This is a genomic window from Nonomuraea sp. N2-4H, from assembly GCF_045291505.1.
Taxonomy (GTDB): Bacteria; Actinomycetota; Actinomycetes; order Streptosporangiales; family Streptosporangiaceae; genus Nonomuraea; species Nonomuraea fastidiosa.
The window spans coordinates 512,176-535,627 of sequence record NZ_CP147987.1 but is presented as its reverse complement, the minus strand read 5'-3'; the positions used below and the strand labels follow the sequence as shown (position 1 = coordinate 535,627).

The 23,452-nt window shown below is 70.9% G+C and carries 20 protein-coding genes; 8 read left to right on the top strand and 12 right to left on the bottom strand.

What is annotated here, in order from left to right:
- Positions 1–70 precede the first annotated feature (70 nt).
- Positions 71–1,054, top strand: coding sequence for an NADP-dependent oxidoreductase (locus WBK31_RS02495; protein ID WP_406674265.1), 984 nt, complete (start codon positions 71–73; stop codon positions 1,052–1,054).
- On the opposite strand, the gene WBK31_RS02490 is transcribed toward WBK31_RS02495, so the two are convergent.
- From WBK31_RS02490 to WBK31_RS02465, 6 genes are all read right to left on the bottom strand, one after another.
- Positions 1,003–3,291 (bottom strand): phosphodiester glycosidase family protein, encoded by a 2,289-nt coding sequence (locus WBK31_RS02490; RefSeq protein ID WP_406674264.1) that lies wholly within the window; start codon positions 3,289–3,291, stop codon positions 1,003–1,005. The two genes, WBK31_RS02495 and WBK31_RS02490, sit on opposite strands and share 52 nt — an antisense overlap.
- 27 nt (positions 3,292–3,318) lie before the next feature.
- Complete coding sequence (locus tag WBK31_RS02485; protein WP_364058198.1) at positions 3,319–4,125, bottom strand: phosphatase; 807 nt, start codon at positions 4,123–4,125, stop codon at positions 3,319–3,321.
- Between the two features lie 4 nt (positions 4,126–4,129).
- Positions 4,130–5,245 (bottom strand): ABC transporter ATP-binding protein, encoded by a 1,116-nt coding sequence (locus WBK31_RS02480; RefSeq protein ID WP_406674263.1) that lies wholly within the window; start codon positions 5,243–5,245, stop codon positions 4,130–4,132.
- A 20-nt stretch (positions 5,246–5,265) separates the two neighbouring features.
- A complete protein-coding gene (locus tag WBK31_RS02475; protein ID WP_406674262.1) occupies positions 5,266–6,948 on the bottom strand; it encodes an ABC transporter permease in 1,683 nt (560 codons plus the stop codon).
- Positions 6,949–6,953: 5 nt separating this feature from the next.
- Positions 6,954–7,988, bottom strand: coding sequence for an ABC transporter substrate-binding protein (locus WBK31_RS02470; RefSeq protein WP_364058207.1), 1,035 nt, complete (start codon positions 7,986–7,988; stop codon positions 6,954–6,956).
- Between the two features lie 130 nt (positions 7,989–8,118).
- Complete coding sequence (locus WBK31_RS02465) at positions 8,119–8,904, bottom strand: GntR family transcriptional regulator (RefSeq protein ID WP_364058210.1); 786 nt, start codon at positions 8,902–8,904, stop codon at positions 8,119–8,121.
- 350 nt (positions 8,905–9,254) lie between these two features.
- Between WBK31_RS02465 and WBK31_RS02460 the strand changes: the two genes are divergently transcribed.
- On the top strand, positions 9,255–10,466 hold the full coding sequence (locus WBK31_RS02460) for an SGNH/GDSL hydrolase family protein (RefSeq protein WP_406674261.1): 1,212 nt from the start codon (positions 9,255–9,257) through the stop codon (positions 10,464–10,466).
- Positions 10,467–10,478: 12 nt separating this feature from the next.
- On the opposite strand, the gene WBK31_RS02455 is transcribed toward WBK31_RS02460, so the two are convergent.
- From WBK31_RS02455 to WBK31_RS02445, 3 genes are all read right to left on the bottom strand, one after another.
- Entirely contained in the window at positions 10,479–12,068 is a 1,590-nt protein-coding gene (locus WBK31_RS02455) for an FAD-dependent monooxygenase (RefSeq protein ID WP_364058215.1), read from the bottom strand.
- A gap of 212 nt (positions 12,069–12,280) precedes the next feature.
- Positions 12,281–12,409, bottom strand: coding sequence for a hypothetical protein (locus WBK31_RS02450; protein ID WP_364058218.1), 129 nt, complete (start codon positions 12,407–12,409; stop codon positions 12,281–12,283).
- 71 nt (positions 12,410–12,480) lie between these two features.
- Positions 12,481–12,903 (bottom strand): DUF4396 domain-containing protein, encoded by a 423-nt coding sequence (locus tag WBK31_RS02445; protein WP_364058221.1) that lies wholly within the window; start codon positions 12,901–12,903, stop codon positions 12,481–12,483.
- Between the two features lie 268 nt (positions 12,904–13,171).
- Between WBK31_RS02445 and WBK31_RS02440 the strand changes: the two genes are divergently transcribed.
- Positions 13,172–13,378: a hypothetical protein gene (locus tag WBK31_RS02440; protein ID WP_364058224.1), complete on the top strand. Its 207-nt coding sequence runs from the start codon at positions 13,172–13,174 to the stop codon at positions 13,376–13,378.
- 19 nt (positions 13,379–13,397) lie between these two features.
- Here WBK31_RS02440 and WBK31_RS02435 read toward each other — a convergent pair whose 3' ends face one another.
- Positions 13,398–13,679 (bottom strand): metal-sensitive transcriptional regulator, encoded by a 282-nt coding sequence (locus tag WBK31_RS02435; RefSeq protein WP_364058227.1) that lies wholly within the window; start codon positions 13,677–13,679, stop codon positions 13,398–13,400.
- Between the two features lie 155 nt (positions 13,680–13,834).
- Here WBK31_RS02435 and WBK31_RS02430 point away from each other — a divergent pair, with 155 nt between their 5' ends.
- The 4 genes from WBK31_RS02430 to WBK31_RS02415 all read left to right on the top strand — a co-directional run bounded on the left by WBK31_RS02430 (position 13,835) and on the right by WBK31_RS02415 (position 16,845).
- A complete protein-coding gene (locus WBK31_RS02430; RefSeq protein ID WP_406674260.1) occupies positions 13,835–14,275 on the top strand; it encodes an MFS transporter in 441 nt (146 codons plus the stop codon).
- A gap of 665 nt (positions 14,276–14,940) precedes the next feature.
- Positions 14,941–16,191, top strand: a complete 1,251-nt coding sequence (locus tag WBK31_RS02425; protein WP_364058233.1) for a hypothetical protein — start codon at positions 14,941–14,943, stop codon at positions 16,189–16,191.
- A gap of 40 nt (positions 16,192–16,231) precedes the next feature.
- A complete protein-coding gene (locus WBK31_RS02420; protein ID WP_406674259.1) occupies positions 16,232–16,531 on the top strand; it encodes a DUF6891 domain-containing protein in 300 nt (99 codons plus the stop codon).
- Complete coding sequence (locus WBK31_RS02415) at positions 16,528–16,845, top strand: hypothetical protein (RefSeq protein ID WP_378784858.1); 318 nt, start codon at positions 16,528–16,530, stop codon at positions 16,843–16,845. Before WBK31_RS02420 ends, WBK31_RS02415 begins: the two co-directional genes overlap by 4 nt.
- A 137-nt stretch (positions 16,846–16,982) precedes the next feature.
- On the opposite strand, the gene WBK31_RS02410 is transcribed toward WBK31_RS02415, so the two are convergent.
- Both WBK31_RS02410 and WBK31_RS02405 read right to left on the bottom strand, forming a co-directional pair.
- Complete coding sequence (locus WBK31_RS02410; RefSeq protein WP_406674258.1) at positions 16,983–18,614, bottom strand: malectin domain-containing carbohydrate-binding protein; 1,632 nt, start codon at positions 18,612–18,614, stop codon at positions 16,983–16,985.
- Positions 18,615–18,616: 2 nt separating this feature from the next.
- A complete protein-coding gene (locus WBK31_RS02405; protein WP_406674257.1) occupies positions 18,617–23,164 on the bottom strand; it encodes a S8 family serine peptidase in 4,548 nt (1,515 codons plus the stop codon).
- 39 nt (positions 23,165–23,203) lie between these two features.
- On the opposite strand from WBK31_RS02405, the gene WBK31_RS02400 reads away from it, so the two are divergent.
- Positions 23,204–23,410 (top strand): hypothetical protein, encoded by a 207-nt coding sequence (locus WBK31_RS02400; protein ID WP_364058241.1) that lies wholly within the window; start codon positions 23,204–23,206, stop codon positions 23,408–23,410.
- The last annotated feature ends 42 nt before the right edge of the window (positions 23,411–23,452 follow it).

The window sequence follows — 23,452 nt, the reverse complement described above, 5'->3', positions numbered from 1 at the left end:
CGCGCCGCCCCCGGGTCACCACGCTGCGCGCCTGGGTAGAGGCCCCACGAGGGAACGGGGAGGTGGCCTGATGAAGGCGATCGTGGTGACCGACGAGGCCGCGGGAAGGGCCGGGATGACCCTGGCGGAGCGGCCGCGGCCCGAGCCTGCCATCGGCGACGTGCTGGTGGAGGTGCACGCCTCAGGCTTCACTCCCACGGAGCTGGAGTGGCCGTCGACGTGGGCCGATCGCCTCGGCCGCGACCGTACGCCGGCGATCCCCGGCCACGAGGTGGCCGGCGTGATCGGCGCGCTCGGCTACGGCACGACGGGACTGTCGGTGGGGCAGCGGGTGTTCGGCATCACCGACTGGTACCGCGACGGCACCCTCGCCGAGTACGTGGCCGTCGAGGCGCGCGATCTCGCCCCGCTGCCGGGCGACATCGACTTCACGGTGGGCGCGAGCCTGCCCGTCTCGGGCCTGACCGCCTGGCAGGCGCTGTTCGACCACGGCCGCCTCCAGGCGGGGCAGAGCGTGCTCGTCCACGGCGCGGCCGGCGGTGTCGGCTCCATGGCGGCCCAGCTCGCCGGCGAGGCCGGCGCGTACGTCATCGGCACCGGGCGCGCCGCCGACCGGCAGGCGGTGCTCGGCTTCGGCGCGCGGGAGTTCGTTGACCTCGGCAACGACGCCCTGGAGGACGTCGGCCAGGTGGATCTGGTGCTGGACGTGATCGGCGGGGAGATCCAGCGGCGCTCCGCGGCCCTGGTCAGGCCAGGAGGAACGCTGGTGTCCGTCACGGGGCCGCCAGAGGTGCGACCCTCCGGCGGCCTGGCGATCGACTTCGTCGTCGTGCCCGACCCCGTCCGGCTCGGCGGGATCGCCCAGCGGGTGCGGGACGGGCGGCTGCGGCCGCTCATCGGGACCGTCGCGACGCTGGACGACGCCCCTCCGCCCTCGACCCGGCCGAGCGGGTCAGGGGGAAGACCATCATCAGCGTGCGCCCGTGAGCGGCCGCGACCGGGTCAGTTGGCGACCACGGCGGTCAGCTCGTCCAGGATCAGGGTGCCGGTGTAGCGCATGTGCGGCCTGATCTCGTTGAAGTAGACACGGCGCAGGGTGATCGGGTAGGCGATGCCGGACGGCACCTTGTACGTGATCTGCTGCCAGCCCGGCTCGGTGATGAACGCGGGCTCGATCGTGTGCAGGATGCCGTTCTTGTCGAAGACCTCCAGGCGCGTCCGCTGGTTGTAGCCTTCCGACTTCACCCAGAGCTTGAACGCCGTCGGCTTGCCCGCCACCGGGAAGCGGTTGACGATCGGCCAGATGCCGATGCCGCGCGTCTCGGTGCTCTGCGTGAAGTCGTAGTCCAGCCGCAGGCCGTTGGCGGCGCGCCCGCTCGGGGTGGAGGAGACGGTGCCGCTGGCGCGCATGGTCCACACCCGCCAGTTGGAGGTGTCGTCGAAGGAGTCCACGACCTCCTGCGCCGTCCCGATGCCGACGACCAGGGCGGTCCGCACGCCGCCTGCGGTCATCGTGACGACGTGCTCGCCCGAGCTCGCGCGGGCGGTGACGGTGAACGAGCCGGTCGCGTCCGGGGTGACGGTCAGGGCGCTGGTGTCGTAGGAGAGGGTGACGTCGGCGGGGTCGATGGGGGCGGCGTATCCGGCGGCGTCCACGCCGTTGACGTCGAACGTCCCCTTCGCGCCCTTCTGCGGGAGGTTGAGCCTGCGCGGTCCGGTCTCCAGGCGGGCCAGCTCGCCCAGCACGGTCATCTCGATGTTCCCGGTGGCGTCGCCCAGCCTGGCGGTGACGGTCGTACGGCCCGGGGCGACCGCGCGGAACACGCCCTCGTCGTCCACCCGGCCGATCTGCCCGTCCGCGACCTCCCACAGCGGCCCGGCCTTGCGGGGCATCACGGCGGGACCGTACGTCTCGTCGTACGCGTCCGCCTTCAGCCTGCGGGTCAGCCCGGGAAAGACCCGCTCGGTACGCCACGACGCGCCCGCGTCAGGGCCGGGGAACCGCTTGCGCTCGGTCTCCGTGCTCACCCGGAAGCCGGTGACCCTGCCGCTGCCGCCGGGGTAGAAGATGCCGAGGCCGGTGGGCACCGGCCGGACGCCCGCCGCGTCGGACGGCCGGTTGACCAGCTCGGCGTCCTGCTCGCCCGGCTCGCGGGCGACGAACGTCGTCGAGCCTCCGCCGTCCAGGTTCAGCGCGGTGTGCGCGCCCAGATCGACCATCATCTGCGCCAGCTCGTTCAGTCCGATGCCGCGGGAGTACTCGGGCTGGCGGCCGTCCACCGCGACCACCCACATCTTGGTGCCGTCGGCGTTGAAGCCGACGGCGGTGCGCGGCTCGGGGGTGTTGTTCTCGGCCGAGAGCTGGAGCGGCTGACCGTTCTCGACGAGGAGCTGGCGGCCGCTCATGGCCGCCCTGACCTTCATGTCGCCGGGGGCGCGTACCCGGTAGTCGACGGAGACCGGGTCGCCGACCCGCAGCGAGGACAGCGCGGTCGCCCCGGCCTCCCTGCCCACCAGCACGAACGTGCCCTCGGGGATCGCGCCCTCGCGGGGGACGGTGACCTTCTCGGTCACGACGCCGTCGCGCACCACCACCTCGATGGTCTGGCTGACGTTGCTCACCGGGCGGCAGCGGCAGTAGGTGCCCCAGACCGGGGTGAACATGCCGACCTGGTCCTTCAGCAGCTCCGCCTTGTTCAGCGCGTTCAGCGGTACGGTCTTGCCTCCCGGCAGGTTGACCGTGCCCTCGAAGACGATCTCGCCGATGGCGCCGAGCTGGTCCTCGGAGAACATCACCGCGGTCTTCTTCGTCTGCGTCGCCTTACTGTTGGGCAGCGGCGACTGCAGCACCTCGCCGTCCTGGACGGCCACGCCCCATGGCGCGCCGGAGCCGTTGATGTCGAAGTAGTCGGCGTTCACGGCGGCGACCGCGCCGGCCTCCTTGGCCATCTCGGTCAGCGGGCGCCGCTGCGCGACCTTGCCGGGGAAGATGCGGTCGATCCGCACGCCTGAGGTGAGATCGACCGACAGCTGGTACGTCTGCAGCCAGCCCTCCTGGCCGTCGGCGGCGTCGGGGCCGTACAGCTCGACCGTGCTCAGCTCGACGCCGGGTGCGACGGGCCGGGTCTCGCGGTACGTCTCGGTGCGACCGGCGAGCTGCGCGGCGTCGGCAGCAGCCGTGACGGCGGGCGGCTCGGCCCACGCGGGGACCGGTCCTGTGAGAGTGAGGGCCAGAGCCGCCGATAACAGGGCGGAGGGGACTTTCCATCGCATCGAACCGGGACGAGACATTCTCATCTCCTTAGACAGCGATTCTTCTCAGACGGCGATGCCGGCCGCCCGCCGGAGCATGAACTCGGTCACCGGGGCGAACTCGGCGGGCGTGAAGTTGTCCTCGATGGGCAGTACGGCCTCGTGCCGTCCCCGGGACCGCGCGAGGAACAGGGCGATGTCGTTGGCGTCGGCGATCGAGAGCGTGGGCAGGCCGGCGGCGATCGCCGCGCCCGCCATGCCGTGGTCGGCGATGACGAGATCGATCAGGACGCCGTCGCCGGCCGCCGCGGCGAGCATGGCGTCCATGTAGTCGGGGCGGTGGGTGTGCATGATGGCCTCGTCGTGGAAGGCGCATGCGACTCCGCCGAAGAAGCGGATCCCCGTACGGCCGGCGGAGTACTCGCCGACGGAGATGTCGAGACGGTGGTCGTCCAGGACGCGGACGACCCGGTTGCCGGTGTTGCGCAGGGCGCGCGCCAGCTCGGCGTAGTGGTCGAGCAGCCCGGTCGGGTGCCCGGTCGCCAGCAGCACCGTGCCGCCGCCCTCGCGCAGGAAGGGGGCGAGCGCGTCGGCGTGGGCCAGGATGCCGGCCAGCGTGTGCTCCGGCGCGATGTAGCCCTCCTCGGGGTCGCCGTCGGTGATGCGGTCGCCGATGCCGTCCTCGACGGCGGCGACGACCTCCTCCAGCGTCGCGGTCCGCCAGTCCGGCAGCCCGAAGGTGTTATCCGGGTCGCCGGCGAGCATCTTGCGCGCGTACGCCAGCGACTGCCTGCGCAGGGTCCTGATGCCGCCGGACAGGCTCCGCTCGACGAGCAGCTCGCGCAGCACGGCCTCGTGGTGGTGGGTGCGCATGCCGTCAGCCCGCCGCGACCGCGACGGCGCTCTCGGCCCTGGCCGACGGTGGCCGCCAGGCGCCCTCGGCCCTGGGGAACGCCCGCGCCCTGCCGACCACCAGCCGTACGGCCTCTCCCGGGGACCGGCCGCTCTGGGCCGAGTGCACGATCACGATCGAGCCGCCGACGTCCACGTAGGTGCGCACGACCGGGCCGAGGAACTGCACGTCGCGGACCACGCCGCGCAGCGCGGGGGCGGAGCCGTCCCCGTCGCCGGCGAGCGTCACGTCCTCGGGGCGTACCGACACATCGACGGGCGCGCCGCGCGGGACGGACGCGGATGCGCCCGCGGGCGTCACCGGGAGCACGGCCCCGGCGATCTCGACGTCCCACGAGCCGGGCGAGGTGCCGGCGACCTCACCCGCCAGCCAGTTCGTCATGCCGACGAAGTCGGCGACGTAGCCGTTGGCCGGGGTCAGGTAGATCTCGTGGCCGCTGCCGAGCTGTTCCAGCGAGCCGTCCCGCATGACCGCGATCCGGTCGCCGAGCGCCAGCGCCTCCTCCTGGTCGTGGGTGACGTAGACGATCGTCGTCCCGGTGCCGCGCTGGATCTCGCGCAGCTGCGTACGCAGCTGGATGCGGGTCTTGGCGTCGAGGTTCGACAGCGGCTCGTCCATGAGCAGCACCGACGGGCGGATGGCCAGCGACCTGGCGACGGCCACGCGCTGCTGCTGCCCGCCGGACAGCTCGTTCGGCCGCCGTCCGCCCAGTCCGGCGAGCCCCACCATGTCCAGCGCCTCCTCCGTACGCCGGGCCCGCTCCTCCCTGCCGAGCTTCTGCGCCTTCAGCCCGAACTCGATGTTCTCCGCCACCGTCAGGTGCGGGAAGATCGCGTAGTCCTGGAACACCATGGACGTCGGCCGGGCGTCGGGGCCGAAGCCGGAGACGTCCACGCCGTCGATGAGCACGCTCCCGCTGTCGGGCCGGATGAACCCGGCGATCATCCGCAACGTGGTGCTCTTGCCGCACCCGCTGGAGCCGAGGAGGCAGAGGAACTCGCCGCGGCCGACGACGAGGTTGAGGTCACGGACGGCCGGCACCCCGTCGAACGACTTGCACAACGACTTCAGTTCGATCATGAAATCTCCCTCAGCAGGGGTCACAGGTCGTAGAGCCGCAGGCGGGAGCCGAGGGCGAGCTTCGCGACGGCGAGCCCGGCGAAGCTGACCACCATCAGCCCGGCCGCGACGCCGGTCGCGGCGCCCCACTGGCCGAACTCGGCGAGGTTGACGATGGTGGGCGCGCCCAGGCCGATCCCCGGCGACGTCAGGAAGATCACGGCGCTCAGCGTGTTGATCGCGTGCAGGAACCCGAACACGAGCGACGTGGTGAACGCGCCGCCCAGCAGGGGGAACATGATCTGGACGATGACCCGGGCGCGCGAGGCGCCGAGGTCGGTCGCGGCCTCGTCGATCGACGGGCTGATCTGGTTGATCGTGGTCACCGCGGTCCGGTAGCCGACCGGGATGGCCCGTACCACCATGACCAGCACCAGGATCAGCGCGGTGCCGGTCAGCGCCAGCGGCGGCTCGTTGAACGTGAGCAGCCACGAGATGCCGATCATCGTCCCGGGGATCGCCGACGGCAGCACCGCGAGCCCGTCCATCACGCCGCGGCCGAACACCTTCGTGCGGTGCACGACGTACGCGGCGACCAGCGTGCTGATCGTGGTGATGATCGCCGCCGTGGCGGAGAACAGCGCGGAGTTGCGGATGTCGTCACCGCGCAGCAGCGCCGTCTGCCAGTGGTCCAGCGTCAGGCTCCAGTTCGCGCCCCACGCCCGGGTGAACGAGCCGAACAGGATGCTGCCGTAGATGAGGATCATCAGGAAGCTCACCAGGCCGAGCACGGCGAGCAGGGCCCGCCGCACCGCCGTGGGCAGCGGCGCGGGCGGCAGGCTGCCGGTCTTGCCCGAGACGGTCACCGCGGAGCGGCGCGCCAGGACCCGCCGCTGGATGAGGAAGAGCACCAGCGTCGGTACGAACAGCAGCACGCACAGCACCGCCGCCATCCCGAAGTCCTGCCTGCCCACGGCCTGCACGTACGCCTCGACCGACAGCACCTGGTACCCGGCGCCGATGAGGACGGGGTTGCCGAAGTCGGTGATGACGAACATGCAGACGAGCAGCAGCGCGTTCAGGATCGTGGGGAAGGCGAGGGGCAGCGTGACCCTGCGGAAGGTCTGAAACCACGTCCAGCCGAGGTCCCTGCTCGCCCACTCCAGGGTGGAGCCGATGTTCTTCAGCGTCGGCAGCAGCGTCAGCGTGGCCATGGGGAAGAAGGCGAGCGTCTGGACGAGCCAGAGGCCGCCGAGCCCCAGGAGGCTGACGTCCAGCCCCAGCAGCTCGTGCGTGATCAGGCCGCGCCGCCCGAACAGCAGCAGCACCGCGAGGCCGACGACGAACGGCGGCGAGATGAGCGGCAGCAGCGCCATCACGCGCAGCACGCCCCGGCCCCTGATGTCGGGGCGGCTGAGCGCGTAGGCGAACAGGAAGCCGACCACGGTGGCGCTCAGCGTCGAGGCCACGCCGATGACGACGGTGTTCTCGGCCGCCTCCGCGACGCGCGGCTCGGCGAGCCTGCTCCACGCCTCACCGCCGGGCTCGAACAGCATGGCCACCGTCGGCACCAGGACGAGGAGGACGAGCAGACCGCCGACGTAGAGCGCGAGCGTGCCGACCGTGACCCGGTCGGCCAGCCGGCGCCTGCGGCTGCGCGCCTGCCAGTCCGGCCGGGCCGCCCGCCCTGGGCGCGGATCGCTCGTGAGGGTCGTCGAAGACACGGCCGTCAGACCCCGTACCGCTTGGCGAACTCCTTCGACACCGCATCGCGCATCTCACCGGCGCGCACCGGGTCGTAGTCCACGAGGTCGAGCTCGGCCAGGCTCTGCGCGCCCTCGGGGAGCTTGACGTCGCCGCGTACGGGATAGGAGTGGACCAGATCGACGATCATCTGCGACGCCTTCTTGCCCTGCAGCCACTGGACGAACTTCTCGCCGCCCTGAGGGTTCGGCGAGCCCTGGACGAGCGCGTTGCCGGAGATGACGACGCCGGTGGGTTTGGGGTAGACGACCTCGATGGGGAAGCCCGCGCCGCGCACGTTGAGCAGGTCGTGGGCGAAGGACACGCCGGCCGCGTACTCGCCGGTGGCGACGAGCTGGGACGGCGCTCCCCCGCTGTCGGTGTACTGGCCGACCAGCTTGTGGAACTCGTCGAGGAACTTCCAGGCCGCCGCGTCGTCGCCGGTGCGGAAGAACTGCGTGGCCACGAACGTGTAGCCGGTGCCGGACAGCGTCGGGTTCGGCATGACGAGCTGGCCCTTCAGGTCGGGGCGCAGCAGCTCGTCCCACGTCTTGGGCAGCGGGGCGCCGCCGGTCTCCTCCTTCCACCGGTCGGCGTTGACGCCGACGGTCATGAGGATCAGCTCGTTGGCGTGCCAGTAGCCCTCGGGGTCGATGAACCGCTTGTCGATGCCCTCGGCGCCGGGCTTGTAGGAGCGGATCAGCTTCTCCTTGGCGAGCGGGCCCGCGTCCCCGCTGGCCAGGCCGATCACGTCGGCCTGCGGGCGGCCCGCCTCGGCCTTCAGCCGCGCCAGGAGCTCGCCGGCGCTCTGCCGCAGCACCTTGACCTCGACCCCTGATTCGGCCTCGTACGCCTCGGCGAGCCGCCGAGCGGGTTCCTCGGGCATCGGCGTGTACCACGTCACCGAGCCGCCGGACGCGGACGCGGCGTCGTCGCCGCCGGATCCGCAGGCCGCCGACCCGGCCATGAGAAGTGCTAGGGAGAGCGCGCCCGCGGCGACGCGTAACAGGGTCGTGCGCATGAGTGACCGCCTTCGGATCGAGGCGCCCCCAGCGGGGACGCAAGGTCACGATGCACGAAATGGTGTTATCCAATATGGGTGATGTCAATACCTCTTGTACACCAATTGTCCTCCGGCAGTCGGCAAGTCGTCATCCCAAGGACGTCGCCGCCTGCGTCACCCCGCGGGGGTGGCCGAGATCCTCCTCCGGGTTCGCCGTCAGGTCCAGCTCCGATGTGATCATGTAGCGGTCGCCTCTGAACAACGTCCTGGTGAACTCGATGGGAACGCCGTCCGACGTGCGGGTCACGGTCCTGAACAGGAACGCGGGCGAATACGGCGGTGCTTCGAGCACCTCGGACTCCTCGGGGCTGAGCACCGTCGGCTCGATGTTCTGGGTGCCCGATGCCACCTTGAGCCCGTACTTGTCGGCGAGCAGCCGGTAGAGGGACTTCTCCTCCAGCTCCTGGGCGGGCAGGTCGGGCACCAGGGCGTCCGGCAGCGTGGTGGTGGCGAGCGCGATCGGGTCGCCGTCGGCCAGCCGCAGCCGCTTGATCGTCACGATCGCGTCGGACGGCGCGATCTGCAGCCGCCAGCTCAGGCGGACGCCCGCGTCGGACCGCTCCACGCCGAGGACGCGCGTCGAGGGCGTGATGCCGCGCCGGCGCAGGCCCATGGAGAACGACGAGGCCGTGGGCGACTGGGTGATCGTGGGCCGCGCGACGTAGGTGCCGCTGCCCTGCCTGCGGATGAGATGGCCGTCCCTGACCAGGTCGTCGACGGCGCGGCGCACCGTGAGCCTGGAGACCCCGCAGTCCTCTTCGAGCACCCGCTCGGGAGGGATCGGATCGCCCACGTTGAGGTCTTCGAGCAGGCTCATGATCCGCTCACGGACCATGTTGTGCTTGCGCCCGCGCCGAGCGTCCGCGTCGCTCACGTCCACCCCTCCAGCCCTTTCACCGGCCCCCTCCAGACGGTCTCACCGGCCCCTCAGGCCCGTCGCCGGCGACCCCGACCGTTCTCCTGCAGTTTACGCCCCGGCCACGAATTGGTATTGACGACTTGTATACCAACTCTTACAGTCACCGAAGAATCCTGACCCTCCAGGTGAACCAATGGCGGAGCGCCGTCGCCCCGCCGCTCCTCCGTCCCTCCGACGGGCCGCGACCGTCAGGCCGGGTCCGATCATCGTCGCATCAGGGCCGACGCATGACCACCCTGCCTTGGGACCGCGCCCTTCCCGTCAAGCCTGAGCCCTGAGACACTCCGATCGACAAGGGAGCAGCAGTGGGAAACCCCATGGTCAATCGCCGCCACCTGTTCGGGCTTGCGGGCGCGGGCGGAGCCGCACTCGCCACGTCCGGCCTGTTATCCGCTCCCGCCCACGCGGAAGCGGCCCCCGCGGAAGCCGCACACAACAGGCCGCGCCGCCGCCCCGCCTGGCCCGAAGGGTTCGTCGAGGTGCAACCCGTCTCCGTCGAAGGCGACATCGCCTGGTACGACGTGTCCCATTGGGGCGTCGAAGGCAAGGGCTGGTCCGACACCAAGGCGTACTTCGACCGGCTGCCGGCCAAGGCGGAAGGCGTCGTGACCCCCGAGGTGTGGGCGCGCAGCCGTACCTCCGCCGGGATCCTGACCCGCTTCGTGTCCGACTCCACCACCTTCCGCGCCCGCTACCGGCTCATCTCGGCCACCACCGCGATGTACCACATGCCCGCCATCGGCCACAGCGGCGTCGATCTGTACGCGCGCGCCGAGGACGGCTACGACGCCTGGCTGGCCAACACGCACCCGGCGGGTCAGGACGTCGACGAGCAGATGGGCCTCGCGGTCGATCCCGGCGAGCGCCTCTACACCGCCTACCTCCCGCTGTACAACACCCCGCAGACCCTCCAGATCGGCGTCAAGGCCGGCTCGAAGTTCGTCGGCGTCGCCCCGCGTACCGACCCGCCCGCCGTCTTCTACGGCAGCTCGATCATGCAGGGCGGCGTCGCCTCCCGCCCCGGCATGTCCATCACCGCGCTCCTGGGCCGCCGCTTCGACATCCCCGCCATCAACCTCGGCTTCTCCGGCAACGCCCGCATGGAGCCGGAGATCGCCGAGCTGCTCACCGAGATCGAGGCGTCGGTGTACGTCGTCGACAGCTCTCCCAACATGAACCCGCAGCAGATCTCCGAACGCGCCGAACCCTTCGTGCGCATCCTGCGCGAGGCCCGCCCGGACACCCCCATCGTCCTCGTCGAGGACCGCCGCTACGGCGACGGGCGGTTCGTCAAGTTCCGTCGCGACCGCAACGCCCAGAACGCCGCCGCCCTCCAGGCCGCGTACCGGAACCTGCGCGACGCCGGCGTGACGGGCCTGTCGTACTTGTCGGCCGACGAACTGCCGGAGGCGGAGGAGCTGGTCGATGGGTCGCATCCGAGCGACCTGGGGATGATGACGTACGCGAACGCGTACGAGAGGGTCCTCCACCCCATCCTCGCCCGCCGCCACCACTGACCCCGCCCTCCGTCAGAACGGCAGCCGCTCGTACGCCCGGCCGCCGAGGGCGTGTTCGAGGTAGCCGGACACGGTGTCGTCGTCCCAGCGGGCTCCCGTGAGTGCGACGTACCCGTCAGGGCGGACCAGCACAAGGCCGTCGCCGTCCACCCCGTAGAGAGCGTGCGCATCCCCCTCCGCGTCGATGAGCACGCTCTCGCCGCCCTCGTACGCAAGCCCCGGCTTGACGATGCGGTGGACGTGCACGTCCTCGCCCGCCCGAGGCGCGGGCCCGCTTCCGAAGACGAGCAGCGTGAAGTGCGGGCCGCGGAACAGGTCGAACAGCCGCACCTGCGCCCCGCTCGCCGGGGCGGTGCAGCGGGCGTCCGGGGCGCGGTCGCCCGCGCGGATGCCGAGCGCCTCGTCCAGGTCGCGGGCCAGGCTGCCGCCCCGGTAGGTGATGCCGAGCTGGCTGACGTCGGCGAACGGGTCCTTGCCCTGAAACGCGCCGACGATGCGCTCCGACACGCGCGCCGAGTCGGAGCCGGTCCAGTACCTCCCCCGCGCGGTGGTCGAGGCCAGCACGTGCCGGGCGACCGGCAGGCGCTCCTCCTCGTAGGTGTCGAGCAGCGCCTCGGGGGCTCCGCGCAGGACGTACGCGAGCTTCCAGCCGAGGTTGTAGGCGTCCTGGACGCCCGTGTTCATGCCCTGGCCGCCGGCCGGGGCGTGCACGTGCGCGGCGTCCCCGGCCAGGAGGACGCGGCCGTTGCGGTACCGGTCCACCATGCGGATGTTGACCCGGTACACCGACAGGTAGACCGGATCGCGGAAGCGCACCCCGGGCAGCCCGACCCGCTGCCGGAAGATCTCGGCGAAGGTCTCGACCGAGATCGAGGACGGCTCCTGCTCCGCCCCCTGGGGCAGCGGCGCGGTGAAGAACCAGGTGCCGCTCTTCGGCATGGGGGCCAGCGTCACCATCGCGCCAGGACCGGTGGCCCACATGTGCGCGGCCGAGGCGTCCAGCCCGTCCACGCTGAGGTTGCCGTACAGCATGCGCTGCTGCTCCCACGTTTCGCCGAGGAAAGCGATCCCGGCCCGCTTGCGCACGGTGCTGCCGCCGCCGTCGCATCCGACGAGGTAACGCGCCCGGACGTCGCGGTGCCGGCCGTCCACTCTGAGGCATGCCGTGACCTGGTCGCCGTCCTGGGTGAGGTCGACAAGCTCGCACCCGAGCTCCACCCGGACGCCGAGCGAGGCCAGCCGCTCGCGCAGGGCCTCCTCGGTGAACTGCTGTCCCACCATGAGGCTGCCCGGGTAGGGCGCGCCGGGCAGGGGCGGCGCGTCGTACATCACCGCCTCGCGCACCACCTGGCCCTGCGCGTCGTAGAAGCGCGTGGGAAGAGCCGGCTCGGCGCGTTCCACCAGGCGGCCCAGCACCCCCAGGTCCTCGAACACCTCCTGCGTGCGGGCGCGGACGCCACGGGCCCGCGTCCCCACGGGGTGCGTGGTGACACGATCGATGATCCGCACGGCGACGCCGCGCCGGGCGAGGTCGCACGCCAGGGTCAGGCCCACCGGCCCCGCGCCGACGATGAGGACGTCCGTCACGTCCGGAGTCTCCATGGATACGCACTCCTTCCTCGGGACGGCCCTTGTGACCGCTCGCCCATTCTTAGTGGGCACATGCCCACTCGTCAATTCGACGGTGCACCATCGAGCGTGTGAACAGGCACGACGGGTTCGGCCATCGCGCACCCGGCGGCCCGGGGACGAGTGGCCCACCATGGGGGTGAGCGTGCCGAGGTTCGTGCGCGAGGCCCCTGACGGGCGCGGGATCAGCCGGCGATGCTCCAGCAGTAGAGCAGCTCATCGCTCTCCTTGGCCCGGCGGGCCAGCGCGACGAACTCACCGAGCATGTGGATCGCGTCGTCGAGATCGCCGAGGCCGGTCGGATCCCGCTCCATCCACTGCCGGGCCACCTCGGGCAGGCGGGCGTCCTCGACCGCGGCGAGCGTGTCGCGCGTCGATCGCGCCGTCAGTGGTGGTAGGCGTGGATCACCGCGTGCCCCCTGCCCCGTCCGATGATCCACTTGTTGATCGGCGTGGTGACGAGGAAGGCGATCAGCAGCGAGACCACCAGCGCGCCCCAGAACAGCCCCGAGGCCAGGGTCGCGTCCATCGCGCCGGGTATGACCAGCATGACGCCGTTGTCGACGATCTCCATGACGAGGATCGACAGGGTGTCGGCGGCCAGGGCCAGGCGCAGCGCCTTGCGCCACGTCACGCCGGCACGGAACAGGCCGCGCAGCGTGAGCGCGTACCCGAAGATGAACGCCAGCACGACGGCCAGCAGGATGCTGGGCAGGTTGTGCCAGCCCAGGGCGGTGGCGATGACCATGCCGAGCACCTCGCCGATCGCACAACCCGTGAGACAGTGCAAGGTCGCCGAAGCGGCCACTCCCCACGTCGCCTTCGTCGGCCCGTGGTGACCGTGTCCCTCGGGCTGATGCCGTCCGTGACTACTCTGCGGGTCCGTAGCGGACGTGTGAGAGCCGTGCTCGTGCATCTCATGCCCATCGTGATGCGTCATTTCCGACACGTCCCTTCTACCGCAACAGAGACGAACGAACCCGGGCAGCCGGCGGCCACTATACCCCCTGTGGGTATAGTGGCCGCACCGGTGGGCCGGGCAGGGCGGCGCTCACATCAGAGCCGGCCGAGGACTTGTGGAGATCGCGCGCCTGGTCGAGCTGCCGGCCGACGACACGGCGGCCCGCCGCCACCCCCACACCGCGGCCGCGCTGGTCGGCCTGGCGACGGGCAAGGGGCTCGTGGCGGTCACGGCGCTGCTCGCGGGCCCCGCCGCACTGGCGGCGGCACCGGGCCTGACCGCGCGCCTGGCCCACCACTGCCACGCCCTCCTGGCGCTTTAGCCACCACGGCGTTCACGGATCAGGAGCGAACGAGCCGGGCGATGGCGTCGGACGCCTCCTTGACCTTGGCGTCCGCCTCGGGACCGCCTTTCTGCGTGGCCTCGGCGACGCAGTGAGCGAGGTGCTCTTCGAGCAGCGCCAGGGAGAACGACTTCAACGCGCTGGTCGCCGCCGACACCTGCGTCAGGATGTCGATGCAGTACTTGTCGTCTTCGACCATGCGTTGCAAACCGCGGACCTGCCCTTCGATGCGGCGCAGGCGCATCGCGTAGTCCTGCTTCGTACCGGTGTATCCGGGCATGCTCACCCCTCCTAGTCAGCCGCTCACGACAACACCATACCCCCCTACCGTATTTCAGCCGGAGCCGCGGACTTGACAGATACCCCCGGGTGGTATGTATTTAGCCATCACACATACCCCCTAAGGGTATTTCGCTTCCTGACCAGAGAGTTCTCATGTCCGCACCATCACCCCGGCGCTGGGCCGCACTCGCCCTGATCGCCACCGCCCAGTTCATCGTGATCATGGATACGTCGATCATCGGCGTCGCCCTGCCCCGCATCCAGCAGGACCTCGGCTTCTCGCAGGAAGACCTGTCCTGGGTCTTCAACGCGTACGTCGTCGCGTTCGGCGGCCTCCTGCTGCTGGGCGGCCACCTGTCGGACCTGTTCGGCGCCCGCAGGCTCTTCACCACCGGCTGGATCGCTCTGCTCGCGGGCTCGCTCCTGGCCGGGATCGCACCCGAGGTGTGGGTCGAGCTGACCGGCCGCGCCGTGCAGGGCGTGGGGGCCGCGCTGATCGCGCCGTCCGCGCTCACCTTGCTGAGCCCGCACTCACCGACGGGTTCTCAGCCGCCTTCGCCGGAGCCGCCGCCATCGCCCTCGTGGGCGCCCTGACCGCCGCCACCACGCTGCGGACCCGTACCACCGCACCCACCGAGGAAGTCACGGCCTCCCGTACCTGACGCTGCCCTGGCCCCCGAACCACAGGCGGGCCAGGGCGCGTCCACGCCATTCGGCCCCGATGCCCCACCCGCGCGTTGCTTCGAGAACTCGCCGGACGCGGACGGCGTCTGAACGGCGCCATCGCCGAGCGGCCCTCTTCGCGACTCCGCTCAAAACAACCGGGACACGGCACGCGCCCGGCCTCAGCCACCCCCTTCACCGGACAGCAGGCGATCCACGAGGGCGTTGAGCGTCTTGGCGCCGTCCGGGCCGAGCCGAGAGCTGCTGCGAGGGCGTTCTGCCGTGCGCTTCCGCCGGACTCGTACAGACAGACGAGGACGCTCAGTTCCGCCTCGGAGACACCGGAGGCCGCGGTGGTAACACGGCCTGGGCCGTTCGGCTCGGCGGCCACGTCCTCGCCGGTGTCTGGATCGTGGCGGGCTCCCTGGTGAGCCGTTCCTGGCCGGTGCGCGTCGTCGGCGTCATCACCGGCGTCTGGCTCGCCGGCCACACCCGAAGTCCGTGAATTCACCGGCCATTCGCACTCGGGAACGCACACGCGTTGTTCCGCTCTCTTTCCGTCTCCCCCGGGCGCCCGGATCAGTAGCGTGTACGGCGTGAGGATCGGAGCGTCGGCGCTGATGGCGTCGGTCCTGCTGGTGGCGGGATGCGCGGCGGGACAGCAGACGGGCGACCCCTCGGCCACCAATGCGTCAGCGGCCGAGACCGCGACCAGCACAACCAGACAAAGGCGGTCGCCGACGCCGGGCCCTGTCGTCACCCCGGCCGCCGCCCCCGACGGCTGGCGGTACGCCTACATCAGCGAGCGCCCCGGATCCCGCATCACCGGCATCACCACCGCCGGGCCGCAGGAGGCGTGGGCGGCGGGGGCCGTGGACGGCCGGCTGCTGCTCCTCCGCCACGACGGCACCGCCTGGCGCGAGGCCGAGCCGCCGCCGGGCCCGCCCGTCGTCCCGTCCGCCGGGGAGGTGTGGATCGCCGCGTCCGGCCCGGACGACGTCTGGCTGCTGCTCCCCGAGGTGGTGCCCGGCGAAAAGCACCATCGGGCGCTGATGGCGGTCCGCTGGGACGGCTCGGCATGGCATCAGATTCCTGGGCGTATCGAATCCCCAGGTGTCGCCGCCTTCAAGGTGCTCGGCCCCGCCGACGCCTGGGCCGTCCTCGGACCCGGCGAGCAGGAGGCGTTGCGCTGGGACGGGCGTTCATGGACGAAGGTGCCCTTGCCCGCGAACGCCACGGCCCTGGACGGCTCGCGCGCCACCGGGCTGTGGGCCGTCGGCTTCCGCACCTCTGGGGAGGGCGTCACCGCGACCGAGGAGGCCCAGCCCGCGGCCATGCGCTGGGACGGCGGCTCCTGGCGGCTGGTGCGCACCCCGACGTACGCGTTCCCGTCGCCCAAGCCGCCCGAGGGCACCGCGTCGCTGGAGAGCGTGCTCGTCCTGGGGCGTGACGACGTGTGGGCGAGCGGCACGCACACGTTCAACCACGGCGAGGTGGAGAACGAACCGGCCGATCCACCGCCGATCCTGCTGCACTGGGACGGCCGGAGCTGGACCCGGCAGGACGCCTCCGGCGATCGCGACTACTGCTGCCCTCTCCTGGCCGCGGGCCCGTCCGGCAGCGCTCTCGTCGTGAGCGGCAGCCCGCGCCTGCGCGAGAGCTGGCGGCTCGCCTCCCCTGGCGCGTCCCCGGTCAAGCTGCCAAGCCTGCCGAAGGTTCCGGGGCTGAAGAGGTCGCAGTTCTTCAAGGTCGCGGGGACGGCTCGTACGGGCATGACGTGGGCGGCCGGCACGCTGTCGGCCGACGGCGGCTTCTGGAGCCGCGCCGCCATCGCCGCCCTGAGCTGAGCGCCTTCCGCAACCCGGTGGAACGGCATACTACGGGAGCATGGTCGACGAGACGCAAAAGTCGGATGCGCGAGAACTCGTACGGCTTCTCCTCGCGCTGGGTGCGGACGACTTCGACGGCATCGTCGCCAGGACCGACTTCACCTGCTGCCAGAGCTGCGCAATCGCGGAGCTAGGCGGTGAAGTGCCGGAGGACGAGCGGCACGCGTATCGCGGCTACGTCTTCTGCCACCGGCAGGACATGCGGGACGCCGTGGACGGCGGCCGCCTCAGCCTGGCCTACGGGGTGTTCAACGACGCCGCCGTCACCGCCGACCAGGCGGCATCGGCGAAGAGGTGACCGAGACGATCCGCCGCCACGAGGACGATCCGGTACCGGTATCGCTGCCGCAGGCCAGAAGCCTCCTGCTCGACCTCACGCCCAGGGCGGGCAACTTCGCCGTCTTCATCGGACGTTCGGGCGGCGTCGTCCAGATGCGGTGGGAGAACGGCCGCAGGCTCTGGCTGGAAACCCCTGATGAGAAGGCCCGCCATTCCCACGGCCGCCACGTCACCCCGGACGAGGCGGACGACATGGTGACGATCCTGGCCCGCGAAGACCGCGGAGCCGTCGACCGGCTGGGCAACCTGGAAACCCACCCCTGGGACGGCTGAAAACGAACGGCCGCGCAGGACAGGCGGTAGCTGTCCTGCGCGGCGAGCGAGGTCGAAGGCCGCAGAGCCGGTGGGCGTGGTCGGAGCCTCCCCGGCGATCCGCTCCGGGAGGCTCTGACCGCCGCCGTCGGGCTATCTCAGAGGCGTGGGTCCTCCTGAACCCTCAGGGCGTTGATGATCGGGTCGCGCTCGCCGTTCTCGCGGGTGAACTCGATCTTCAGATCGCCGCCGTCGTGCTCGACGGTGACCGTGTTGGCGTCCGCGGTCAGCGCGCCCACCTTCGCCTGCACGTCGTGGTCGTGGAGCACGGGTTCGCCGTCGACCAGGACATCGAAGGCACGCTGGCCCGCCTTGACCTTCTCGATCTCCGCGAAGTCGAGGCCGATCCGGTACTTTCCGGCGGGCGCGTTCTTGAACACGTAGGAGAACGTCTTGCCGGTCCGCTGGGTGCGGAACAGGTCGTCGTCCTCCGTGCCGCCGATGGCGGCCTTGGTGGCGCGTGCCTTGCCGCCGGCGTGGCCCCACGACCGCGAGCCGAGTTCCTGGTCGGGCGACCAGACGAAGCCGTCGGCACCGACGTACCCTGACCCGCCCGCGTCGACGCCCTGCCAGTAGGCAGAGGTCGCCAGGCGGACCGGCTTGAACTGGGCTTCGCCCTTGGCGGCGTTCGACGCCACGAGCAGGTCCCCGGCGAGCACGCCGGGCTCGACGGCGGCGTTGTCGACCGTCGCCGTGACCGTGGTGGACTCGCCGGCCGCGAGCGTGACCGTGCCGGACGCGGCCGCGCCCGAGAGGGTCAGCCACGGAAGGTCGGCGGCCTCGTGCCCGCCGTCGTCCGTGCGCTTCTGCTCGCTGATCCGCACCTCGAGCGGGGCGGAGCCGGTGTTGGTCACGGTCACGTCGGCGGTGGCCTTCTGGTCCGGGCCGAGGAGCCAGTCGAGCTCGCCCGCCTTGACGCTCGCGACGCCCGTGGTCAGCGCCGCGTCGAACACCTCGGCCTGATCCTTGTTCGCGATGGTCACGGTGCGGCTCGCCGTGACGTAGTTCGGCGCCCAGATCTGCACGGTGTTCTCACCGACCAGCGCCTGGGCCTTCCACCGGCCCTTCGCGTCGGCGGTGATGACCCGCTCGCCGCTCGGCCCGGTGAGCGTGACGATCGCGCCCGCGACCGGCTTGCCGTCGTTCGCGTCGGTGACCGTGCCCTCGATCGTGCCCGCGGCCGGGAGCGTGTACTCCAAGCCCAGACCGGCCGTCAGCTTGGGCTCGTTGAAGGAGTACTGGTGAGCGGGGTTGCGCGTCAGGCTCTCCACGCCGACCGTCGCCGACGACCCGCGGGTGAGCGGGTTCTCGCCGCCGACGCCGGGGCCGTACCCGATCTGGATGCGGCCGTCCGCGATCAGGGTGACCGAGAAGCTCACCCGGGCCGTCCTGTCGTCGCCGAAGGTGACGTTGCGCCACTCGATGACCTCGGCGGCCAGGCCGTCCACCTCGGTCATGCCGAAGTAGATGCCCGCCTCGTCGTCGATCACCAGGTCATCCCAGAACGGGAAGATCCCGTCGTAGGCGTACCGCGTCGGCAGCTCCGTGTTGTTCCACAGGGAGCTGGCCCGGTCGAAGACCAGCGCGCCGTTCGAATTCACGCACACGCCGTCCCAGGCCGTGTCGTAGAACGGGAACAGGAAGCTGGAGTCGAACCACAGCACGCCGCACATGTCGTCGCCGTGCCACCCGGCGTCCCGCGCGCCCTGGCGGTAGAGCCCTTCGGTCACCTTCACCGAGTACGAGCGGCCGGCGGGGACACGGGCACGGGGCCCGGATCCGGCTCCTCGGGCTGCGGCTGCGGCTCCTCCTCCTTGTCTCCGCGCGGATCGAGCGTCACGCGGAGCGCCGCGATGCTCGGGGCCCGCAGGCCCTTGCTGCCCCGCAGCTCCACGGTGAGCGGTCCGCCGTCGTGCTCCGCCACGGCGGTGTGCCAGTCGGCGGCGTCCGGGCCGACGCCCTTGACGGGGTCGTAGGCGTACCGCGTCAGCTTGCCGCCGATGAGGACGTCGAACACCCGCTTGCCCGGCTTCACCTTCTCGATCTCGGCGAACCCGAGGTCGACGGCGTAGGTGCCCTTCGGTGCGTCGGGGAACGTGTAGATCAGGCCCGTGCCCTGCGTGGTGCGCTGGGACTGGAACAGGGCGTCGTCCTCGGTGCCCGCGATCGGGACCCGCGTGGTGATCGTCTTGCCCTTCCCGGTGTAGCCCCACTTCTTGCCGCGGGCCTCCTGGTCGGCGGACCAGGTGAAGCCGGAGGCGTCGGTGAACGAGGGGCCGCCGGCGTTGACGCCGACCTGGTACTTCGTGGTCGTGAGCGTCACCGGGACGTAGGTCTTGGACTGCCGTCCCGCGTCGGAGCGCACGATGATGTTCGCGCCGAGCGTGCCCGGGTCGGCGTCCTTCGAGGAGATCGAGACCTTGACCTCCACCGTCTCGCCCGGGGCGAGGGTGCCGCCGGCCGAGGAGAGCGACAGCCACGGCAGGTCGGTGATCAGGTCGTCCTCGACGTCGATCAGCAGGATCTCGTCGGCGAGCTGGTCGGCCGCCCACAGCGCACCGGTCGCGTCGGTCTCGAGGCCGCCGCCCTGGCCGGCCTTCTGGCCGGGGAACCACCACGCGTTGACGAGCGAGCAGTCGTCGGGGCGGACCTGTAGCAGGCGGGTGGGCCTGTCCGTGGTGCGGTCGGTGTACCAGATGGTGTTCGACGCCTGGTTGTAGGCCAGGCCCATCACCTCGCGCAGCGGCGGGGCGCAGAAGGACAGCAGCTCACCCGCGTTCTCGTGCGACGTCCCGGCGACGGTGCCGATCAGGCCGTTCGCCCGGCCGCCGACGTAGAACACGTCCTCGGCGGGGTTGTAGGCGAGCCCGGTGAGCTGGATGGTGGACCAGTCACCCTTGATCTGGCTGGTCTCCTTCCCCGTCTGCCGGTCGAAGCAGTGGATGAAGCTGGCCGGGCTGTCCTCGATCTGGCACATGTCGCCGGTCTTGGTGTCGAGCGCCATGTCGAACGCCCGGTAGTCGGGGTTCCACTTGGCGTCGAAGACCTTGCCGGTCGGCTTGCCGGTCACCGTGTAGGCGGTGTTGGTCCGCGCGTCGTAGTCGTGGACCCAGACGTCGCCGTCGTACCCGATGCCGGAGGGCTCCTTCTCCTCGATCTTGCCTGGGAGCTGGATGCGGGTGATGACGTCGCCGCCGGAGGTCTTGCCGACCTTCTTGGCCGCCTTCGCCTCCGCGGTGCTCGACGTCTCGCTCTTGCCGTCGATGCTCGACGGCTTCATGCCCTTCGCGCCGGACTTCCACGCGGCGAGGTCGATCTTGCTGTCCGCGCCCTTCCCGGTGCGCGTGGTGGCGCCGTCGGCGTCCAGCTCGGGGTGGCGCGCGGCCTCGCCCAGCGTGTACGTGAGCGGGGCCGAGCCGGTGTTGGTCAGCGTCAGCGTGCCCACACCGTTCTGGCCGGTTCCCATCACGACGTCGAGACCGCTCACCTTCAGGTTCGCGGCGCCGGTGCTGAGGCGCGTGTCGATCGTCGCCCTCGCGTAGAGCTTGTCGAGGGTGAAGTCGTACGACCCCGTCACGTAGTTCGGCGCCTCGACGGTCATCGTGTAGGAGCCGAGCGGGAGCTGGCGGCGGACGATGCCGGTCCCGTCGGTCGTGACGCTCTCGACGAGGCCGTTCTTGTCGGTGATCGAGATCTTCGCCCCGGACACCGGCAGCCCGTCGTTCTTGTCGACGACGGTCGCGTCGACGTAGCCCCAGTCAGGCAGGTCGAAGGTGATGATCATTCCGTCGCGGAGCACCGGGACGTTCTCGGAGAACCGGATGCCGTCCACGCCGGCCCAGCCCTGGATGCCGGTGGTGGCCTTGGCGCCGCCGGTCACCGGGTCGTCGGTGCCGATGCCGTCGCCGTACCCGAAGATCACCTTGCCCGAGCGGGTGAGCGTGGCCGAGAAGTTGACCGGCTCGGTGTACTCGGACCGGAACGGGTAGGCCCAGATCTTGGCGTTGCGGTACTCGATGACGAACGCGTCCTCGCCGTCGACCTTGGTGGCCGCCGTGAAGACTCCTCCGTCGGAGGCGAACTCGACGGGGGTCTGGATCCAGAACGGGAAGACGCCCGCGCCGCCGCTGCCGGGTCCGGTGGTGGTGGTCGGGGAGATCACACCGCGCAGGCCGATCGAGATGGTGTCGTGGCTGCCGTTGTAGAGCGCGATCGGGAACGGCAGGTCCACCGTCGCCCACACGCCGCTGCTGAACGTGACCTTGTCGGTGCCGCGCAGGTACTCGCCTTCGGAGACGGAGCAGCTGTAGCCGCCCTCGTCGACGACGAGCCCGACCGGGATCTCCAGCGAATTGTTCTCGGGGCCGACGGTCAACGGGACGGACGTCGGCGAGAAGCAGGCGTTGGGCGTGACGGCGAGCGCGTACTGACCCTCCGGCACACCGGCGATCGTGAACGCACCGTTGGCGTCCGTACGCACGGCCTCCAGCGGCGTGTCCTTGACGGAGACTTCGGCGTTCGGGACGGGCTGCTTCTTGTCGTCGACGACCTTGCCGGTGATGTCGTGGCGCGCGGCGGCGGTGAGGGCGATCTCGACCGAGGTCTCCTGGCCGAGGGTGATCGAGGCGCTCGCGGTCGCGGTCAGGTACCCGAAGATCCTGGTGCTGAGCTGGTAGTCGCCGACCGGGAGGCTCACCGTGAACCGGCCGTCCTTGTCGGTCCCGACGGACCGGCTGAACGGGCCGCTGATCGTCACCTCGACGCCGGAGACCGCCTTGCCGTCGGCGGTGACGACACCGGTGAGGGTGCCGCCCTGCCGGGGTGCGAGCTCGAGCAGGCGGACGAGGTCGAGCCGGCCTTCGCCGTACTTGTTGTTGAACTCGGCGGTGCCGCCGCACTCGGTGTCGTCGACGTCGACGGCCGACTCGGCCAGCAGGCGGCGGGTCTCCTCGACCTGCCCGATGAGGGTCGGGTCATAGCTCCACAGGGCGGCGACGGCGCCGGCGACGTGGGGAGCCGCCATCGAGGTGCCGGACAGCGCGGCGTAACCGTTGTTCGGGTAGGACGACGTGACGTCGACGCCCGGAGCGGAGATCTCGGGCTTGATCTGGCCGTCCACACCCTCGCCCTTGCGGGAGAACGCCGCGAGCGTGCCGTCCGACGCGTAAGCGCCGACCGAGTAGGCGCTCTTGGCGGCGGCGGGCGTGGAGATGGTGTCGCATGCCGCGGCCGGCGAGGAGTTGCCCGCCGACCAGACGCTGAAAATGCCCGCGGCGCTCCAGGCCTCGTCGATGGCCTGGAAGAAGTCCTCGAAGTCGTGCTCGAGCCTCTGGCCCCACGAGTTGTTGATGACGTGGGGGCGCTTGGACGGGTCGGGGTTGTTCCCGTTGACGTCGGTCGGGGCGAGCAACCACCAGCCGGACTCGAGCAACGACTCGGCGCCGGTCTCTTCGCAGCAGCCGTTCGTCGCGATCCACTGCGCGTCCGGTGCGACGCCGATGTGGTTGGTGCCGTCGTCGCCGACCATGGTGCCCATGGTGTGCGTGCCGTGTCCGTTGTCGTCGCACGGCGCTCCGGTGCACGTATCCCGGGTGGCCATCCAGTTGTAGTTGTGGTCGACGGTGCCGTCGGGCTTCGTGCCGCGGTATTGCCGCATCAGGGCGGGGTGGTCGAATTGCACGCCCGAGTCGATGTTGGCCACGGTGATGCCGGCACCGGTGGCCCCCATCTCCCAGGCCTTGGGGGCGCGAATGGCGTCCAGACCCCACGTGACGGTGCCGTCCTCGGCGGTGGCCTTGGGGCGGGGGGCCTGGTCGTCCGGCGCCTTCTTGTCCACGGGATCGATCAGCGCGACCTGTGGCGCCGCATGGATCTCGGCGACCTGCCTGACCGAGGCGACGTCGAGCGCGAGCTCCTGTGTGCCGCCCTTGACGAGCACGGCGTTGACGAGCGGGTAGGAGGTGTACTTCACGCCCGCCGCGTCGAGTTCGGCGGAGACGGACTCCACGGAGGCCTTGGCCGCGGCCTTCAGTGCGTCGTAGACGAACTGACCGCGGGCGGTCCAATCGGTGATCTTCTTCGCCGGCTCGAGGTCGGCATTGGTGTCGAACGTGATCCAGAAGTCGGAGACCGGCTCCGTGCGGAACCGGCCTTGCAGGTCCGACGCGATCTTGGCGGCGGGTGCACCGGGATCCGGCTCGGCGGCCGACGCCGGTGGTGGCGAAATCATGCTCAGGCCGACCGCTAAGGTCAGCGGAGCGACGAGGGCTTTCAGTCTCACGTGCGGGGGTCCTCCGGCCTACAGGGGTTGGTAGGGGTCGTGGCTCTCGTCATCGCCGTCATCGCCGTCATCCCGGCTGTCCGGGGCGTCGTCCCGGCTGTCCGGGGCGTCGAGGGCGTGAGGGGTGTCGAAGGTGTCAGCGGTGTCAGGGGCACCGGCATCTCCGGGCGACGGCTCCAGCGGTCGCTGACGCTCGATGAGGGAGTCGTCACGCGCGGTGGGTCGCTCAGGCATGCGCTGCCCTAGGGCCATGGATCATGGGAGCCATGCTCGGGCGGGCCAGCGACC

Coding starts and splice junctions, on each gene's coding strand:
- WBK31_RS02455 (WP_364058215.1), bottom strand. CDS start 12,068: ATGGAGACTCCGGACGTGACGGACGTCCTCATCGTCGGCGCGGGGCCG.
- WBK31_RS02495 (WP_406674265.1), top strand. CDS start 71: ATGAAGGCGATCGTGGTGACCGACGAGGCCGCGGGAAGGGCCGGGATG.
- WBK31_RS02435 (WP_364058227.1), bottom strand. CDS start 13,679: ATGCCCGGATACACCGGTACGAAGCAGGACTACGCGATGCGCCTGCGC.
- WBK31_RS02485 (WP_364058198.1), bottom strand. CDS start 4,125: ATGCGCACCCACCACCACGAGGCCGTGCTGCGCGAGCTGCTCGTCGAG.
- WBK31_RS02490 (WP_406674264.1), bottom strand. CDS start 3,291: ATGTCTCGTCCCGGTTCGATGCGATGGAAAGTCCCCTCCGCCCTGTTA.
- WBK31_RS02420 (WP_406674259.1), top strand. CDS start 16,232: ATGGTCGACGAGACGCAAAAGTCGGATGCGCGAGAACTCGTACGGCTT.
- WBK31_RS02450 (WP_364058218.1), bottom strand. CDS start 12,409: ATGGAGCGGGATCCGACCGGCCTCGGCGATCTCGACGACGCGATCCAC.
- WBK31_RS02470 (WP_364058207.1), bottom strand. CDS start 7,988: ATGCGCACGACCCTGTTACGCGTCGCCGCGGGCGCGCTCTCCCTAGCA.
- WBK31_RS02480 (WP_406674263.1), bottom strand. CDS start 5,245: ATGATCGAACTGAAGTCGTTGTGCAAGTCGTTCGACGGGGTGCCGGCC.
- WBK31_RS02430 (WP_406674260.1), top strand. CDS start 13,835: ATGTCCGCACCATCACCCCGGCGCTGGGCCGCACTCGCCCTGATCGCC.